This is a genomic window from Streptomyces sp. NPDC054796 (assembly GCF_053611545.1).
The window spans coordinates 35,845-54,055 of the sequence record NZ_JBSHAO010000023.1; the positions used below are offsets into that span (position 1 = coordinate 35,845).

Annotated in this window: 5 protein-coding genes; 4 read left to right on the plus strand and 1 reads right to left on the minus strand. The window is 71.6% G+C overall.

The window, feature by feature from the left end:
• Positions 1 to 3 precede the first annotated feature (3 nt).
• Positions 4 to 11,604: a type I polyketide synthase gene (locus ACWGJ2_RS20300; protein ID WP_453347525.1), complete on the minus strand. Its 11,601-nt coding sequence runs from the start codon at positions 11,602 to 11,604 to the stop codon at positions 4 to 6.
• A gap of 919 nt (positions 11,605 to 12,523) precedes the next feature.
• On the opposite strand from ACWGJ2_RS20300, the gene ACWGJ2_RS20305 reads away from it, so the two are divergent.
• Genes ACWGJ2_RS20305 through ACWGJ2_RS20320 form a run of 4 tightly spaced genes read left to right on the plus strand, consistent with a single transcriptional unit; the run spans position 12,524 to position 18,203 of the window.
• Entirely contained in the window at positions 12,524 to 13,591 is a 1,068-nt protein-coding gene (locus tag ACWGJ2_RS20305) for a LacI family DNA-binding transcriptional regulator (protein WP_453347601.1), read from the plus strand.
• Between the two features lie 47 nt (positions 13,592 to 13,638).
• Positions 13,639 to 15,288 (plus strand): FAD-dependent oxidoreductase, encoded by a 1,650-nt coding sequence (locus ACWGJ2_RS20310; RefSeq protein WP_453347526.1) that lies wholly within the window; start codon positions 13,639 to 13,641, stop codon positions 15,286 to 15,288.
• A 39-nt stretch (positions 15,289 to 15,327) separates the two neighbouring features.
• On the plus strand, positions 15,328 to 17,487 hold the full coding sequence (locus tag ACWGJ2_RS20315; RefSeq protein WP_453347527.1) for a hydantoinase/oxoprolinase family protein: 2,160 nt from the start codon (positions 15,328 to 15,330) through the stop codon (positions 17,485 to 17,487).
• Complete coding sequence (locus ACWGJ2_RS20320; RefSeq protein WP_453347528.1) at positions 17,484 to 18,203, plus strand: hypothetical protein; 720 nt, start codon at positions 17,484 to 17,486, stop codon at positions 18,201 to 18,203. Before ACWGJ2_RS20315 ends, ACWGJ2_RS20320 begins: the two co-directional genes overlap by 4 nt.
• Positions 18,204 to 18,211: the final 8 nt, after the last annotated feature.

The window sequence follows — 18,211 nt, forward strand, 5'->3', positions numbered from 1 at the left end:
CTTCTAGTCGTGATTGTCGTCGCGGTGGTCGAGCTGTTGGGTGCCGTTGTCGATGATGGCAAACAATTCGTCGGCGGTGGCAGCCGTAAGGTCGTCCCCGGAACGCGCAGCCTGTGGGGCCTGCGCGCCCTCTGAGATCTCTGCTAGAAGGGCTTTGAGCCTGGCTTCGACGGCGCTGCGTTCGGTCTGGCTTCCTGAGAATTCGGCCAGCGCGGACTGGAGTTTTTCGAGTTCGGTGTCCCACGACAGTGAGCCGGACGTCGGGACCGCCATCTCCGTGCGCAGGTATTCGGCTATTTCGGCTGCGGTGGGGAAGTTGAAGGTCAGTGTGTTCGACAGCTCCAGCGCGGTCACGGAACGGAGGCGCCTGGTAAGGGAGATGGCGCCCAGCGAGTCCATGCCGAGGTCTTTGAGGGGCTGTTCGGTGGGGACGTCGTCGGGGGTCGAGTAGCGGAGCACGGCCGCTGACTCATCCCGCACCAGGTTGGTCAGGTAGTCCCGTTGCCCGTTCAAGGAAAGACCGGCGAGTGATTCCCGCACCGTAGGGGAGTTGTCCGGCGACGCGGTGTCCTGGACCGTGGCCAGGGTTGTGCGGTCGCGCGGCGGGTCGGTCGGGGACGCAGCCGCTGCGGGCGCCGGTGAACCGGTTGTGGCCTCGAGCCAGTACCGCTGATGCTCGAAGGGATAAGTGGGTACGTCGGGCTGAATGGCGCACTGAGGGGGGAGCAGCGCGTTCCAGTCCACCTTCGTCATGCCGGTGACGTGGACCTCGGCCACCGCCGTCGCGAGGGTGCCGGTCTGTGGTTGTTCTCGTCGTTGGGTGGCGATGGTCAGGGGTGCTGTGGGTTGCCCGGCGAGGGCTTCCTGGGTCATGGCCGACAGGACGGCGTCGGGGCCGACTTCCAGGTACTGGTCGACACCCTCGGTGCGCAGGTGGCGGATGCCGTTGTGGAACTGGACCGGTTTCCTGATGTGAGCGGCCCAGTATTCCGGCGACGATGCCTCGTCCGCCGTGAGAACACGGCCCGTGACGTTGGAGATGATGGGGATGCGGGGCGCGGCGAAGCTGAGGGTCGCCGCGATCGCACGGAATTCTTCGGTGACGGCTGCCATGTGGTGGGAGTGGAAGGCCCGGTTCACCTTCAGGCGGTGGGTCGCGTAGCCGCGGGACTTCAGTGTCCCGGCGAGGTGCAGCACAGGTTCCACGTCGCCGGACAGGACGACCGACGCAGGTCCGTTGACGGCGGCCAGGGCAACGCTGTCTCCGCGGTCCTGGACCAGTGGCGCAATCTCCTCCTCGGGTGCGGCAACCGCGACCATGGCACCGTCTGGGCACAGGGTCTGCATCAGCCGACCTCGCGCCGCCACCAGGGTGGCTGCGTCCTCCAGGGTCAGGACCCCTGCGACGTGTGCGGCCACGAGTTCGCCGATCGAGTGCCCCATCAGGTAGTCGGGCTTCACTCCCCAGGACTCGAGGAGCCGGAAAAGAGCCACCTCGAAAGCGAAGAGCGCAATCTGGGTGTAGTGGGTTTCATCGAGCAGCCGGGCGTCGTCGGTCCCGTGAGGTGCGAACATGACCTCGCGCAGCGGGCGCTTCAGTACCGGGTCGACGGTGGAGCACACCGCGTCGATGACCTGAGCGAAGCCAGGGAAGACACGGTGCAGTTCGTGGCCCATGCCTGCCTGCTGGCCGCCCTGGCCGGTGAACAGACACGCGTACTTCGTGCTGTCACCGCTGACTCCTTGGACGACCGCCGCGGTTGGCCTGCCCTCGGCAAGCGCTTCGAGCCCATGGCGCACCTGGGCGACGTCGGATCCGAGCACGACGGCCCGATGGTCGAACACATGGCGGGCCGTCGCGAGCGTGAACGCCAGGTCCGCCGGCCGGTCATTCGCCGCAGGGTTGCCGAGGTGTTCATGAAGCCGCCTGGCGAAGCCCGCGAGTGCGTTACCGCTTCGGGCCGACAAGGGAAGGGCCAGCACATTACCGGGCAGACTCGATCGCTGTCGGCTGTCCTCGGGCGGGCCGCCCGGGGCCGGGGACGTGACCTCGTCGGGGGCCTCGAGGATCACATGGGCGTTGGTGCCGCTGATGCCGAAGGACGACACGCCGCACCGTCGTGGCCGTCCCGTCGCCGGCCACGGCACAGACTCGGTCAGCAACTCCGCGGTACCGGGTGCCCAGTCCACGTGTGGGGAGGGGGCGTCGACGTGGAGGGTCTTCGGAGCAGTTGCGTGGCGCATCGCCATGACCATCTTGATGACCCCGGCGACCCCGGCGGCGGCCTGTGTGTGGCCGATGTTCGATTTCAGCGATCCCAGGTAGAGCGGGAGCACTCCGCCTTCCGCGCGTGCCGGCCGCTCACGCCCGTACGTGGCCAGGAGTGCCGCGGCCTCGATGGGATCCCCCAGGGTGGTGCCGGTGCCGTGCGCCTCGACCACATCCACGTCCGCGGCGGTCAGCCGGGCATCGGCCAGAGCGGCCCCGATGACCTTCTGCTGGGCCGGGCCGTTGGGGGCGGTCAGCCCGTTGCTGGATCCGTCCTGGTTCACGGCTGTTCCGCGGATGACCGCCCACACGCGGTGTCCCCGGCGACGGGCCTCCGACAGCCGCTCCAACACGAGCAGCCCCGCACCTTCACCAAAGCCGGTTCCGTCCGCTGCCGCGGCGAAGGCCTTGCACCGGCCGTCCGCTGCCAGGCCCTGCTGCCTGGAGAACTCAACAAGCGTCCGAGGCGTGGACATCACCGTCACCCCGCCCGCCAAGGCCATGGAACATTCACCTGTGCGCAGGGATCCCACGGCCAGGTGCATCGCCACCAACGATGAGGAGCAGGCGGTGTCCACTGTCAGTGCGGGCCCTGACAGGCCGAACTGGTAGGAGACACGGCCCGACAGCACGCTTCCGGCGGTTCCGGTCATCGAGCTGCCCTCGAGATCGGCCGGCAGGTCGCCCAGTGCGGGCCCGTAGTCATTGCGCATGGCGCCGATGAACACCCCGGTCGCCGTGTCGCGAAGGGATTCGACATCGATACCCGCGTGCTCGAACGCCTCCCATACGACCTCGAGCGAGAGCCGCTGCTGAGGCTCCATCGTCAGAGCCTCGCGCGGTGATATCCCGAAGAACGCCGCATCGAACCCGCCCACGTCCGTCAGGAAGCTGCCGTACTTGGTGCGTACGGTGCCGGTCCGGTCCGGATCGCTGTCGTGGAGCGCGTCGAGATCCCATCCCCGGTCTACGGGGAACGGTGCCAGGGCGTCTTGGCCGCGTGCCACGAGATCCCACAGGCCGCTGGGCGTGTCCGCGCCGCCGGGCAGCCGGCACGCCATGCCCACGATCGCGATCGGATCGTCCTGTGGTGCGGACTCCTCCTTGGGCAGTGTGCCGGCCGCTGCCGGCTCCGCCGTGCTCTCGGTGAGCCGGGTCACCAGATACTCGGCCATGGCCCGCGGCGTCGGGTGGTCGAACACGATCGTCACCGGAAAGCGGCGCCCGGTTTCGGCGGCGAGCCGGTTGCGGAACTGCACCGACGTCAATGAGTCAAAACCGAGCGACTTGAATGCCCGACCGGCGTCAACCGTGGACGCCGAGGAGTGCCCGAGTACGGATGCCGTGGTGTCGCGGACGAGATCCAGCACCAGCTCCGTCCGCTGCTCCTGGGGCAGCGGGGCCAGCCTCGACTCCCAGGAGCGATCGGCCTGTGCTGTGCTCGCGGCTCGCCGGGCCGGCAGCCGCACGAGACCGCGCAGCGGCGCGGGGAGGCTCCCTGCGGCGGCCAGCGCGCGTAGCGCCGGCAGGTCGAGCAGGGCGGGAACCACGTGGGGTCGACCGGTTCGCAGGGCGGCGTCGAACAGGCGCAGCCCCAGTTCGGTCGGCATCGCCGCGATGCCGCCGCGCGACATGCGACGCCGGTCGGCGTCGTCGAGATGTGCGGTCATCCCGCTCTCGTGCGCCCACAGGCCCCAGGACAGGCTCGTCGCTGCCCGGCCCTGGGACCGGCGCAGGGCGGCAAGGCCGTCGAGGTAGCCGTTGGCGCAGGTGTAGTTGCCTTGTCCGGCACTGCCCAGGGTCGCTGTGACCGACGAGAAGAGCACGAACGCCGCGAGGTCGATCCCAGCGGTGAGCTCGTGCAAGATCCGCGCCCCGTCGGCCTTGGGCCAGTACACGCCGTCGAGCCGGGACGGTGTCAGCGAACCGAACACAGTGTCGTCCAGCACCCCGGCCGTGTGGATGACGGCCTGCAAGGGCCGGTCATCCGGTATGGACGCGAGGACGCCGGCCATCTGGTCGCGGTCGCCGACATCGCAGGCCACGACGGTCACGTGCGCCCCGGTCTCCTCGGCCAGGCTGTCAGCCGCGGGGGCGTTGGCACCCTGGCGGCTGAGCAGCAGCAGGTGCCTCACTCCGTAGGCCGTCGCCAGGTGCCGGGCGATCAGGCGGCCCAGACCACCGGTGCCACCGGTGATCAGGACTGTCTTGCCGGGGTCGAGAGCGAGCTGTTCGCCCGGGGTGGGAAGGGTCCGCAGCCGGGCTGTGTGAACGGTCCGACCGCGGACCGCCAGCTGCGGCTCGTTCAGTGCCACGGCCGCCGCGATGAGCGCGGCGACCGACAGGTCGGGCGAGGACGCGTCGGCCGTGCTCCTTCCGTCACCGGTGTCGCCCACGGTGGCGAAGGGCTCGGGAAGAGGGGCGCTGGACGGGGCCCGTACAGGTGTGGCCTCGGGGCCGACGTCGTCGTGCACTGCCGGTACCGGCCCCGGTATCCGGTCAGGGGGGAGATCGACCAGCGTGAGCAGGCCCGGGTTCTCGGCTTGAGCGGTGCGTACGAGGCCCCAGATCGCGGCGGCCTCCGGCGAGACCGGTTCTCCCGGCGAGACGGCCACCGCCCCGTGTGTGACGATGGCGAGGTGCCGCCCCTGTGGGCCCTCGGACGCCAGCCACGATTGAACCTGGGCCAGCACGGCGTGCAGAGATGCCGCTGCTCGCGTGGAATCTGCGCCGGCCACCGCCGCCGGCCGGGTGTCATCACCGGATCGCCCGACGGACGGGCTCGTGAGTCCCTCGTTGTCCAGGGGCACGCCGTTGACTGTGGGGCCCGGTTCTTCCGCAGCCGCGTCGTCCGCGGCGCCCGTGCAGGTCAGGACGGTGAGATCGGGCGGGGCCGGGGCAGCGGGGAGGGTGGTGGGGGTCCAGTCGACGGTGTAGAGCGGGTCGGTGGCCGCGGCCGCGGTGAGGTCGCCGGGGGCCGGGCGCAGGGCCAAGGACTCCACCGTGGCGACGAGCCCGCCGGCCGGGTCGGTCATGGTGAGGGCGACACCGGCCGAAGTGGTGGTGATACGGGCGCGCAAGGATGTCGCGCCGACGGCGTGCAGGCGCACGCCGGCCCAGGCGAACGGCAGTCGGGGGCCCTCGGCCGGAGTGGGCCCTGTCAGGGTCACGATGGGGTGCAGGACCGCGTCGAGCAGGGCCGGGTGGATGCCGAAGGAGTCTGCTTCGCCTTCGGGTAGGCGCACTTCCGCGAAGATGTCATCGCCACGGCGCCAGGCCGCGTGCAGGCCCTGAAAGGCGGGTCCATAGGCGTATCCGGCGGCCAGCAGGCGGGGGTACACGCTGCTGACGTCGACGGGCAGGGCATCGGCAGGCGGCCACGGTTCGTTCGGGGCGGGGTCCGGAGCCGTTGCGGGGGACAGGCTGCCGAAAGCGTGCCGGGTCCAGGTCGCGTCCGGCACGGCGGACGGCCGGGAATAGACGCTCAGGGTGCGACTGCCCTGCGGGTCGGGGGCGCTCACGGCCGCCTGCACGTCCACGGCCGCGCGCTCCCTCAGCACCAGCGGGGCCTCGAGCGTCAACTCGTCGAGCGAGCCGGCGCCCAGCCGGGCACCGGCGTGGAGGGCGATCTCGACGAACGCGGTGCCGGGCAGCAGCACCGTGTCCAGCACGCAGTGGTCCGCGAGCCAGGGCTGGGTGCGCAGGTCGAGCCGTCCCGTCAGGAGGAGCCCGTCTCCGTCCGCCCGCTCCAGAGCCGCCCCGAGCAGGGGGTGTTCGGCCTCGGACAGCCCGGCCGGGCCAAGGCTCCCGGGGGCGGTCTTCGGGGGCAGCCAGTAGGACTCGCGTTGGAACGGATAGGTGGGAAGGTCGGCCGGTTCAGCGTCGGGTGTATGCCACTCGACGTACCCGCCGTGCGCCCAGACCTCGCCGAGTGCCGTCAGGAACTGCTCCAGGCCGCCGTGGTCGCGTCGCAGTGTCCCGATGACGACGCCGTCCTCCACGGTGTCCTGAACGGCTCCGGTGAGAATCGGGTGCGGGCTGACCTCGACGAACGTCGTGTACTCCGACAGCCCGGCGATGGTGGGTGCGAAGTGGACGGTCTGGCGAAGGTTGCGGTACCAGTAGTCCGCGTCGAAGGCGACCTGCCCACCGACTGTCGAGTGGAACTCGATCGCCGGGGTGAGCGGGCTCAGACCGTCCAACTCGTGCAGCAGGGTCGCGTGGATCTCCTCGACGTAGTGCGAGTGCGAGGCGTAGTCCACCGGGATGCGCCGGGCTCGTTCACAGGTGGCGTGGAACTCGTCGAGCGCTGCTACCTCGCCGGAGATGACCGTCGCCTCGGGGCCGTTGACCGTGGCGATCGAGATCCGGCCGGCCCATGGCTCGATGAGCCGCGCCGTCTCGTCGGCCGAGGCGGGAACGGACGTCATGCCACCGCGTCCGGCCAGTGCCGTGATGGCTTTGCTGCGCAGCGCCACTACCTTGGCGGCGTCGTCGAGAGACAGGGCTCCGGCGACGTAGGCGGCGGCTATTTCGCCCTGGGAGTGGCCGATCACCCCGTCGGGCACCACGCCGTGGTGCCGCCACAGGGCCGTGAGCGAGACCATCATGGCGAACAGTGCCGGTTGGACCACGTCGACTCGCTCCAGGCCTGTGCCGTGGCGCAAGGTGGCGTGCAGGTCCCAGTCGATGTACGGCGCCAGGGCGGTCGCGCACTCCTCGACGGCGGTGGCGAATACGGGGGAGGTGTCCAGGAGGGAGGCGGCCATGGCGGCCCACTGAGCACCCTGGCCCGGGTAGACGAATACGGTCTTGCCCTGCGGACGGGTCTCCGTGCAGGACGGCGCGGCCAGGCCGGTGAGCAGCTCTTCCTGGTCGGCGGCGACCACTACGGCCCGGTGTTCGAACGCGGTGCGGCGCGTCAGCGTCTGCGCTGTCGAGGCGACCGAGGTGAACGGTGCCTTTGCCACCCGGCTCGCCAGGGCGCGCAACGCGTCCGGCGAGCGTGCCGCCAGAGGCACCGCCACGGCCGTGGACGGGGAGGGCGCCGCGGGTTGCGCAGCGGGGGAGGCGCCCGGGTAGGACTCGATGATCATGTGGGCGTTGGTGCCGGATATCCCGAAGGAGGAGACCGCGGCGCGGCGCGGCCGGTCGAGCGTCGGCCAAGGGCGGGCCTCGGTCAACAGGGCCATCTGCCCCGAGGACCAGTCGATGTGAGGGGAGGGTTCGGCGGCGTGCAGCGTTGGCGGGAGGATCCCGTGCCCCAGGGCGGACACCATCTTGATGACCCCGCCGACCCCGGCCGCCGCCTGGGTGTGGCCGATGTTGGACTTGAGCGATCCGATCCACAGGGGATTGTCCGCGGAGTGTGCCTGACCGTAGGTGTTGAGCAGCGCCTGAGCCTCGATCGGGTCGCCCAAGGCGGTGCCGGTCCCGTGGGCCTCCACGACGTCCACATCAGCGGGACGCAATCCGCCCTGCGCCAGTGCCTGCCGGATCACCCGCTCCTGGGAGGGGCCGTTGGGTGCGGTCAGGCCGTTGGAGGCGCCGTCCTGGTTGACGGCTGACCCGCGGACCACGGCCAGCACCGGATGCCCGTGGGCGACGGCGTCCGAGAGCCGTTCGAGCAGGACCAGGCCCGAGCCCTCGGCCCAGCCGGTGCCGTCCGCGTCCGCTCCGAACGCCTTGCAGCGGCCGTCGCGCGAAAGCCCGCGCTGGCGGCTGAACTCGACGAACATGCCCGGGCTGGACATCACGGCAACACCGCTGGCAAGCGCCATCGTGCATTCGCCCTGCCGCAGGGCCTGCACGGCAAGGTGCATCGCCACCAAGGACGACGAGCACGCGGTGTCGACGGTGAGGGCCGGTCCCTCCAGCCCCAGCGTGTAGGCGATCCGGCCGGAGGCCACGCTGGTGGTCGATCCGGTGAGCAGGTACCCGTCGAAGCCGTCGGCCGCCTCGTGCAGTTGCGGCCCGTAGTCCTGTGCCATGGCGCCCGCGAAGACGCCGATCCGTTTGCCGCGCAACGACCGCGGATCGATCCCGGCTCGCTCCAACGCCTCCCAGGAGGTCTCCAGCAGCAGCCGCTGCTGGGGGTCCATGGCGGTGGCCTCCCGGGGGCTGATTCCGAAGAACGACGCATCGAACGCGTTCGCGTCGTGCAGAAAGCCGCCCTTGGTCGTGTAGGTGTGCCCGGCCCGGTCCTGATCGGCGTCGAACAGGGCGTCTATATCCCAACCTCGGTTGACGGGGAAGTCGCTGATCGCATCGACGCCCTTCGAGACGATGTTCCACAACTTCTCCGGGGTGTCCGCCTCGCCGGGGTAACGGCAGCTCATCGCCACAATGGCCACCGGCTCTGCGGGCGCAGCCGGCGTCACGTCCTCCTCGGAGGCGGCCTCGCTGCCTACGGCCAGGTACCGGGCGAGGATCGCCGGGGTGGGGTAGTCAAAGATCAGTGCCGGGCTCAGCCGCATCCCTGTCGACGCTTGCAGCCTGCCGCGCAGTTGCACGGCACTGATGCTGTCGAAACCCAGGTCACGAAAGGGCGTCTCCGGCCCGATCGCGTCGGCGCCCGTATACCCCAGGACGATCGCGGCCGTGGTGCGTACGAGGTCGAGCATGGACCGATCGGAGCGGACAGGCATCGCCGCAGCGGGCTGGGCGGCCGGCAATTCGGCCGGCACGAAGGCGGCCGCGGCGTCGAACCAGTGACGTTCGCGGTCGAAGGCATACGTAGGGAGGTCCACGGTCCGCGCCGATGGCGGGGCGAAGACCGAGCGCCAGTCGGCTGCACAGCCGGTCACCCACAGTTGGGCGAGTGCCGACCGCACCGACTGGTTCTCCTTGCGCTGGGCCCGAAGTGCCGACATCACCTCGGCCGGACCATCCGTCAGGGCGGCGGTGACCATGGGCCCCAGGGCCGGGCCGGGCCCCAGTTCGAGGAAGCGCACGGCTCCCTCCGCCCGCAGAGTCCGCACGCCCGCGGCGAACCTGACCGTGCCGCGCATGTGCCGCACCCAGTAGTCGGCTGTGCGGAGTTCATCCCCGCCCAGCTCGCCGCTCACGTTGGACACGATCGGGAGGCTCGGCGGGCGGTAGGTCAGCGCCTCGGCCACTGCGCGGAACTCATCCAGGATCGGGTCCAGGTGAGAGGAGTGGAAAGCATGTGAGACGCGTAGCTGCCGGATGCGGCGGCCCCGTTTCTTCCAGCGCGCACCCACCGACATCACAGAGTCGTGATCTCCCGAGACGACGATCGCGTTCGGAGCGTTGACGGCGGCCAGGCCGACGCCGTCCGTGAGCGTCGGGCCAACCTCTTCCTCGGTGGCCTCGATGGCCATCATCGCGCCACCCGCATACGCGTTCTCCATCAGGCGGCCCCGCGCCACGACCAGAGTGCAGGCGTCGGCCAAGGACAGCACGCCGGCTACGTGGGCGGCGGCGATCTCTCCGATCGAGTGACCGATGAGCAGGTCCACCTGGACACCGTGGGACCGCATCAACCGGTAGAGGGCCACCTCCAGCGCGAACAGAGCGGGCTGGGTGAAGGCTGTGTGGTCAAGCCGCCGCGCCTCAGCGTCGCCTTCACCAAACATCACGTCCAGCAACGGAAGGTCGATATGCGAGGCAATCTCGTCGAGCGCGGCCCTGAACACGGGCTCGGCGCGGTAAAGCTCGCGCCCCGCGCCCAAACGCTGACTGCCCTGTCCGGTGAACATGACGGCCGTGCGGCCCTTCGCCACGGTCCCGGTGACCACGTTGCCGCTCGGCTCGCCCTCCGCCAAGGCGGTCAGCGCCTCGGTACCGGCGCCGAGCACGACGGCCCGGTGCTCGAAGTGGGTCCGCGTGGTGATCAGTGACAGCGCCAGATCGGCCGGGTCGTTGGACTTCACCACACGGGCCAGGCGAGCGGCCTGGCCCCGTAACGCCTGAGGGCTGCGGGCGCTCAGCGCGTACGCCACCGCGTTCCCACCGGGCCGGGTACCGCTCTCATGCGACGGCCGGCTGGGCGAACTGCGGCGGGTCCGGCCTCCGGCGCTCCGAGCAGGGGCATTGCGCGCACTCGCGGGCGTGACCTGGTCCATGGTGTCAGGTCCGGTGAGGACCATGTGGCAGTTGGTGCCGCCCATGCCGAAGGAGCTCACGCCCGCGACAAGGCGGTCGGCGGGCCAGTCGTTCAGCTCGCGCTGTACCCGCAGGCCAAGTTCATCAAGGGGAATCGCTGGATTAGGGGTCGTGAAGTTGAGACTCGGCGGCAACCGACGATGCTTGATCGCGAGGGCGGTCTTGAGCAGGCTCACTGTGCCTGCCGCGCCCTCCAGGTGACCGATGTTGGTCTTCACCGAGCCCACCCACAACGGAGTGTCTCCAGCGCGGCCCGCTCCGAGAACCTCGCCGAGAGCTTCGGCCTCGACCGGGTCACCCACGCGCGTACCCGTCCCGTGCAGTTCCACATAGTGGACGCTCGAAGGAGCGATTCCGGCCGCCGCATAGGCCTCACGCAACAGTTGAGCCTGGGCATCGGCGGCCGGCACGGTCAGCCCCGGGGTGGCACCGTCGCTGTTGACGGCGCTGCCCCGGATCACGCAGTAGACCGGGTCACCGTCCGCCAACGCCGCATCGAGGGGTTTGAGCACCACGGCTGCGGCCCCCTCGCCGCGCACGTAGCCGTTGGCCCGCGCGTCGAAGGTGTAACAGCGCCCGTCGGGAGACAGTCCGCCGAACCGCTGCGCGGTCGCGGTACTCTCCGCGAGGATGTTCAGGTTCACTCCGCCCGCGACGGCCAGCGAGGACTCCCCCCGAACCAGACTCTGCACCGCCATGTGAACGGCTACCAGCCCCGACGACTGCGCCGAGTCGACGCTGAGCGAGGGGCCGCTGAGATTCAGGGCGTAGGAGATCCGGTTGGCGGCAATGCTGCGGTTCAGCCCCGTGATCGTGTGCGGCGTGAGTGCGGCGGTGCCATGCCTGTACACCAAGGTTGCGTAGTCGTCCCACATCGCGCCGACGAAGACACCCGTCTTGGACCCGGCAAGGGTGCCGGGAACGATTCGGGCATCCTCCAGGGCCTCCCACGCGATCTCCAGCATCAGCCGTTGCTGGGGGTCGGTAACGGCAGCCTCGTTGGGGGAGATGCCGAAGAAGGCGGCGTCGAAGCGATCGATGTCGTCGATGAACCCGCCCAGCCGGACACTTGGATCGGCTGAGTCCCACCGCCCGGCAGGTGCCTCGGTGACATGGCTTTCCCCGGCGGACAGCACCCTCCAGAAGGCCCGCGGATCAGGCGCTCCCGGCAACCGGCATGCGATCCCGATCACGGCAATGGTGTTCATCGAATCAGCTACTCCATGTAGGGGCTGGAATATCTGCAACGGATGCGATGGCGACTGCACGTAGCGCGAGTGCCGGACCGGATGCAGCGCCGACTGTGCAGGCAGGGCGACGTCTCCGAGGTCCGCTTCCCCGGGCGCCCGGCCGGACGGCCGAAGTCAAGTCGGCGATCAGCTCCGATCAATCGATCCGTCACCCACCGGAGAGGGCTAGGTGCACCGACTCACCACTCGCATCCCGCGCTCCCGAACCGAGAGGCCCGCACGCCAGGGCAGCGAGACGCTGACCATGGGGTGCGGCGCGTCGGCGCCGAATGCTTCGCCGCCGCCGAGCCCGCCCCAGCAGTTCGGCGCCGGTGCGTTCCATGGACTCCACGGTGGGTGCCAGCATCGCCGTACCACTTGATCTCTTCCGGGAGCGGTCGGATGTCCAGGTAAACGCGCGGCCTGCGCCGACAGAAGGGGCGACGGCCTGGCGAGGGCGTGAACGTGGTGAACGGTCCCAACGCCCATGAGAAGGCGGTGAGTTGGGGGCCTGGCTGTCAGGGGGGGGCGGGCTGGGTTCTGGAAGGCACCGTCAGCTACGGCGCCGGCCTGGCCGCCTTCCTCGAAGACGCCGGTGAACGCGTCATCGAGGTCTGCCGCCCCACACGTCTCGCCGTTCGCGGGGCGGACGCAAGACCGACATGCTCGACGCCCGCCCCTCCGGAAGGGCCGACGTATTAGTCCGTATTAGTCCGTGAAGCCCCTTGACCAGCTCTGTCGCGCGGCGGCACAGTGCTGGCTAATCCGCATTAGCACCCCCGCCTCTTCTCCGACCCCCCGGAGCTAATGCGTATTAGTTAAGGAGTCGACCATGGTCGAAAACCGCCCGGATCGAGGTGCCGTGCAGGCCCGGCGGGGGCGGCCTCGACAGGCCGAGGTGGCGCGGCTCGCCGGGGTCTCCCAGACGACGGTGTCGCTGGTCCTCGGCGGCAACAAGCAGGGCATCGCGCTGCACGAGGAGACCCGCGCCCGAGTGCAGGCGGCGGCACGGGAGTTGGGGTACGTGCCCGACCCCGCCGCCAGGAGACTGGCCGCCGCCCGCAACAACCTGCTGGGCGTCTTCAGCTTCACCGCGACCTTCCCGACGGCCGTCGAGCACTCGTACTACCCCTTCCTCGTCGGCGTCGAGCAGGAGGCGGCGGCCCGGGGCCTCGACCTGGTGCTGTTCACCGGCTCCAGCCCCGGCGGCGCCCAGGCCGACGCCTCCGGCGCGCTGGAGCGGGTGCGGCTCGCCGACGGCTGTCTCTTCCTCGGCCGTCACGTCCCCGCCACCGCGCTGCGACGGCTCGTCGACGACGGCTACCCGGCCGTCCACATCGGCCGCCGCGACGAACTCTCGGGCCTGGCCTGGGTCGGCGCCGACTACGTCGAGGCCAGCGCCGAGGTCGTACGCCACCTCGCCGCGCTCGGCCACCGCCGCGTCGTCCTCGTCCGCGAGGACGACGACGCGCCCGCCTCCACCGACCGCGAGCGCGGTTTCCGCGCCGCGCTCGACGCGGCCGGTCTCGCCGGGCCCGAGGGCGGCGCAGAGCCCGTGACGCGCGCCGCCGATCCGGCCGCCGGGATCACCTCGGAGTGGGTGCGGGCGCGGTACGCCGAGGGTGTCACCGCGTTCGTTGCGGAGGAGACCGATACCGGCGCCGCCTGGCGCGCGCTGCTCACCGCCGTCGAGGGAGCCGGGCTGTCCGCGCCCGCCGACGTCTCCCTCGCCCTCCTCGGCTCGCCGCCCGCCGACCTCGCCGGACGGCCGGAGCCCACCGGTTTCGACATCCCCCGCGCCGAGTTGGGAGCGGCGGCGGTACGCGCGCTCACCGGCCTCCTCGCCGAGGACGGCGCTCCGACCGCTCCGACCGCACCGACCGCTCCGGCCGTCCCGGCCGCAACCCCGTTCGTCGCCTGCGCCTTCCGGGCCGGGCGCACCGCGGGCCCGCCGCCCGGCGCCTGACCCCGCCTCCGCACGTACGACCACACGAGCAAGGAGCACGCACCCCCATGCCCCACCCCCACCCCCACCCCACCGTCCTCCCCGCCGCGTGCGACGTCCTGATCGTGGGCGGCGGCCTCGGCGGCGTGGCCGCGGCGCTCGCCGTCTGCCGCGCCGGGCGAACCGCCGTCCTCACCGAGGAGACCGACTGGATCGGCGGCCAGCTCACCGCGCAGGCCGTGCCGCCGGACGAGCACCCCTGGGTCGAGCAGTTCGGCGTCACCGCCACCTACCGGGCGCTGCGCGACGGGATACGTGAGCACTACCGCCGCTGGTACCCCCTGCGCGCCGAGGCCCGCGAGCTGCCGCACCTCAACCCCGGCGCGGGGCGGGTCAGCAAGCTGTGCCACGAGCCGCGCGTCGCGCTCGCCGTGCTGGAGGCGATGCTCGCCCCGCACCGCGCCGCGGGCCGCCTCACCGTGCTCACCGAACACCGGCCCGTCGCCGCCGAGACCGACGGCGACACCGTGCGGGCCGTCACCGTCGAGGACGTGCGCGACGGCGCCCGGCACACGGTTGCCGCGCCGTACGTCATCGACGCGACCGAGACCGGCGAACTGCTCGAACTCGCGGGAGTCGAGCACGCGTTGGGCGCCGAGGCGCGCGCCGAGCACGACGAACCGCACGCCCCCGAGACCGCCGATCCGCTCAACCAGCAGGGCATCACCGTCTGTTTCGCCCTCTCCCACCACGAGGGCGAGGACCACACGATCGACCGCCCGGACGGCTACGACTTCTGGCGCTCCTACCGCCCCGACTTCTGGCCCGGCCCCCTCCTCGGCTTCCTCGCCCCCGACCCGCGCACTCTCGCCCCCGTCGAGCGCACCTTCGTCCCCAACCCGGACGTCGACCCGCTCGACGTCAGCGCCGACCAGAGCGCGGACGCCGGGGACAAGGAGTTGTGGGGGTTCCGCCGCATCCTCGCCCGCGGGCTCTTCCGTCCCGGCGCCTTCGACTCCGACGTCAGCCTCGTCAACTGGCCGCTCAACGACTACTGGCTCAAGCCGTTCACCGGCGCCGGCCCTGAGACGGGCCGGGAGGCGCTGGCCGGGGCCCGTGAACTCTCGCTGTCCGTCCTGTACTGGCTCCAGACCGAGGCCCCGCGCCCCGACGGCGGCAACGGTGGCACCGGCTTCCCCGGGCTGCGGTTGCGCCCCGAGGTCACCGGGACCGCCGACGGGCTCGCCAAGTCCGCGTACGTCCGTGAGGCACGGCGCATCAAGGCCGTCACCACCGTCACCGAGCACGACGTCGCCATCGACATCGTCGGCCCGTACGGCGGCACCCGGCACCGCGACTCGGTCGGCGTCGGCGGCTACCGCATCGACCTGCACCCGTCCACGGGCGGCGACAACTACGTCGACATCGGCTCGGTGCCGTTCGAGATCCCGCTCGGCGCGCTCGTCCCGCGCCGGGTCCGCAACCTGCTGCCCGGCGGCAAGAACCTCGGCACCACCCACCTCACCAACGGCTGCTACCGCCTCCACCCCGTCGAATGGAACGTCGGCGAGGCCGCGGGCGCGCTCGCCGCGCACTGCCTGGACGAGGGCGTGCGACCGCACCAGGTGCAGGCGGAGGACAAGAGGTTCGAGGAGTTCGCCCGCGTGCTCGACCGGGCGGGCGTGCAGCGCCACTGGCCCGACGTGCGCGGCTACTAGCCCGTACGACTGCCGTACGACACAAGGAGGTGTTCCCGTATGGCCTCGCAAGCCGCACAAGCCTCGCACCGCGTCCGCGTCGGCATCGACGTGGGCGGGACCTTCACCGACGCCGTGGCGATCGACTCCGCCACGCTGGAACTCGTCGCCCAGGTGAAGGTCCCCACCAGCCACCACCACACCGACGGTGTCGCGCACGGCATCGTGGAGGCGCTGGACCGGCTGCTCAAGCAGGTCGGGTGTGCCCCTGACGACGTCGCGTTCCTCGCCCACGGCACCACCCAGGCCACCAACGCCCTGCTGGAGGGCGACGTCGCGCCCGTCGGCCTCCTCGGCATCGGCACCGGGCCCGGCGCCCTGCCGACCAAGCGGCTCGCGGGGCTCGCCCGCCTCGAACTCACCCCCGGCAAACGGTTCCCGCTGCACTACGCGCACATTCCCGACCCCGACGAACCGTCCGCCGTGCGCGCCGCCGTCGAGCGGGTCACCGCCGACGGGGCCGAAGTGCTCGTCGCGAGCGAGCCGTTCAGCGTCGACCTGCCGGACGGCGAGGAGGCGGTGCTGGCGGCGGCACGCCCGTACGGGCTGCCGATGACCGCCGCGCACGAGATCACCTCGCTCTACGGGCTGCGCAAACGCACCCGCACCGCCGTCGTCAACGCCGCGATCCTGCCGAAGATGCTGGCCACCGCCGACCTCGTGGACTCCAGCATCGCCGCCGCCGGGGTGACCGCGCCGCTGATGGTGATGCGCTGCGACGGCGGCGTCATGTCCCTGGCCGAGATGCGGCGGCGGCCCTTGCTGACCGTGCTGTCCGGGCCCGCCGCCGGGGTGGCCGGGGCGCTGATGCGCGAACGCGTCAGCGAGGGCGTCTTCCTGGAGACCGGCGGCACCTCGACCGACATCAGCGTGATCCGGCGCGGCAAGGTCGCCGTCCGGCACGCCACGATCCTCGGCAAGTCCTCGTACCTGTCCGCGCTCGACGTGCGTACGGTCGGCGTCGGCGGCGGCTCGATGGTGCGGCTGGACGGCGACGGGCCGCGTCGTACGGTGCGGGCCGTCGGCCCGCGCAGCGCACACATCGCGGGGCTGCCGTACGCCTGTTACGCCACACCGGAGGAGTTGGCGGGCGCACGGCTCGCCACCGTCGGCCCCCTGGATGGCGACCCGGCGGACTACGCCGTCCTCGACGCCGACGGCGGGCGCTTCGCGCTCACCATGACGTGCGCGGCCAACGCACTGGGCCGGGTGCCCGGAGGTGACTTCGCCGCCTGCGACCCCGCGGTGGCCCGTACGGCGCTGACGCCCCTGGCGCAGGCACTCGGCACGGACGTCGAGGGCGCCGCGACCCGCGTGCTGGACGTGGGCGTACGGCAGGTGCGCGAGGTCGTCGACGCGATGATCCGCGACTACCGGCTCGACCGCGACGCCGCCGTCCTCGTCGGCGGCGGGGGCGGCGCCGCGACCGTCACCCCGCACCTGGCCGCGACCACCGGCCTCGCCGGCCGTATCGCCGCGCACAGCGAGGTCATCAGCCCCGTCGGCGTCGCGCTGGCGCTCGTACGGGAACAGGTCGAGCGCATCCTTCCCGGCGCCACGCAGGAACAGATCCTCGCCGTACGCGGCGAGGCCGAGGCCGCCGTCGTCGCGCAGGGCGCGGCCCCCGCGGCGGTCGAGGTCGAGGTCACCGTCGACCCGCAGACCAACACCGTGCGCGCCATCGCCACCGGCGCGACGGAGCTGCGCACCCAGGACCGGACCCACCGCGCCGACGACGCCGAACGTCTCTCCGCCGCGGCGGCCAGCCTCAGGACCGACCCGGCCGCCGTCGACGTCCTCGCCGCCACCCCCGCGCACACCGTCTACGGCACCGAGTCCCGCCGCCGCTTCCGCAAGCCCCGCCGCCCGGTCCGCGTCCTGGACGCCGACGGCGTCGTACGCCTGCACGCCGCCGACGCGCACGTCGCGGCCACCACCGTCGGGCAGGCCCCCGAACTGCTGACCCGGCTGATCAGCGAGTCCACGACATACGGCGACGGCGGCGTCCGGGCCCCGGCCCTCCGCCTCCTCCTCGGCTCCCGCATCGCCGACCTCTCCGGCGTCCTCGACGCCGGTCCCCTCCTCGCCCTCGCCCGCAGCGAACTCCGCTCCCGCCCCGAGGACGAACCAGTGGTAGCCGTCCTGGAGACCCGCGCATGACCCGGCCCACGCTCCTGTCTCTTCCCGCTGCCCACCTGGCGGCCTTTCGCGCCACGTGCGCGGGCCTGGCCGCCCTGGACGACGCCGACCTGGGCACCCGCCTCCTGGCCAACACGCCCACCCACGAGTCCCGCGACCGGGCGCTGCTGCGGACGTGGGCGACGGCGGCCACGTCTTTCGGCACCGAACTCGCGCTGAGGGACGCGGAGTTCGTGACGGCGGGAGCCCCTTCCGCGTATGGGCCGTCGGGCGCGGCAGTCGCGGCCGCGCCGCCGGGCCCCGGCGTGCCGCGCGTCGTCGAGCGCGAGGGCGGGATCGAACGGTCGCTGTTCGCCCGGTACGTGTCGCGACCCGTGCCCGTCGTCGAGTTGTACGCCGACACGCTCATGCTCGGCGAGGAGGTTGTCGAGGCGCTCGGGTGGCGGGAGTGGTTTCCGCGAGGCACGTTGCGGGAGGCGGTGCTCGCGCACGAGGACGCCCACCACGCGCTGCACCACGACAAGGCACTGCGCCGCGCGCTGCGCGAACGTGTCGGGCACACCGCGCTCCGGATCGGGCGGCGGCGTGTCACCGGGCATGTCGTCGGCGCCGACGAACTCGCCGCGCACGGTTACGCCGCGGCCCGTTGCGGTCTCGGCCGCACCCCCCTTCTGCTCACCGCCGCGCTCGCGAGCGCGGTCCGGGCCCTCGACGCACGGGCCCTCGAAGAGGACTGAGGCACCGC

Excerpts from the sequence above, each read along its gene's own strand:
- ACWGJ2_RS20310 (WP_453347526.1), top strand. The coding sequence starts at position 13,639 with ATGCCCCACCCCCACCCCCACCCCACCGTCCTCCCCGCCGCGTGCGAC.
- ACWGJ2_RS20320 (WP_453347528.1), top strand. The coding sequence starts at position 17,484 with ATGACCCGGCCCACGCTCCTGTCTCTTCCCGCTGCCCACCTGGCGGCC.
- ACWGJ2_RS20315 (WP_453347527.1), top strand. The coding sequence starts at position 15,328 with ATGGCCTCGCAAGCCGCACAAGCCTCGCACCGCGTCCGCGTCGGCATC.
- ACWGJ2_RS20300 (WP_453347525.1), bottom strand. The coding sequence starts at position 11,604 with ATGAACACCATTGCCGTGATCGGGATCGCATGCCGGTTGCCGGGAGCG.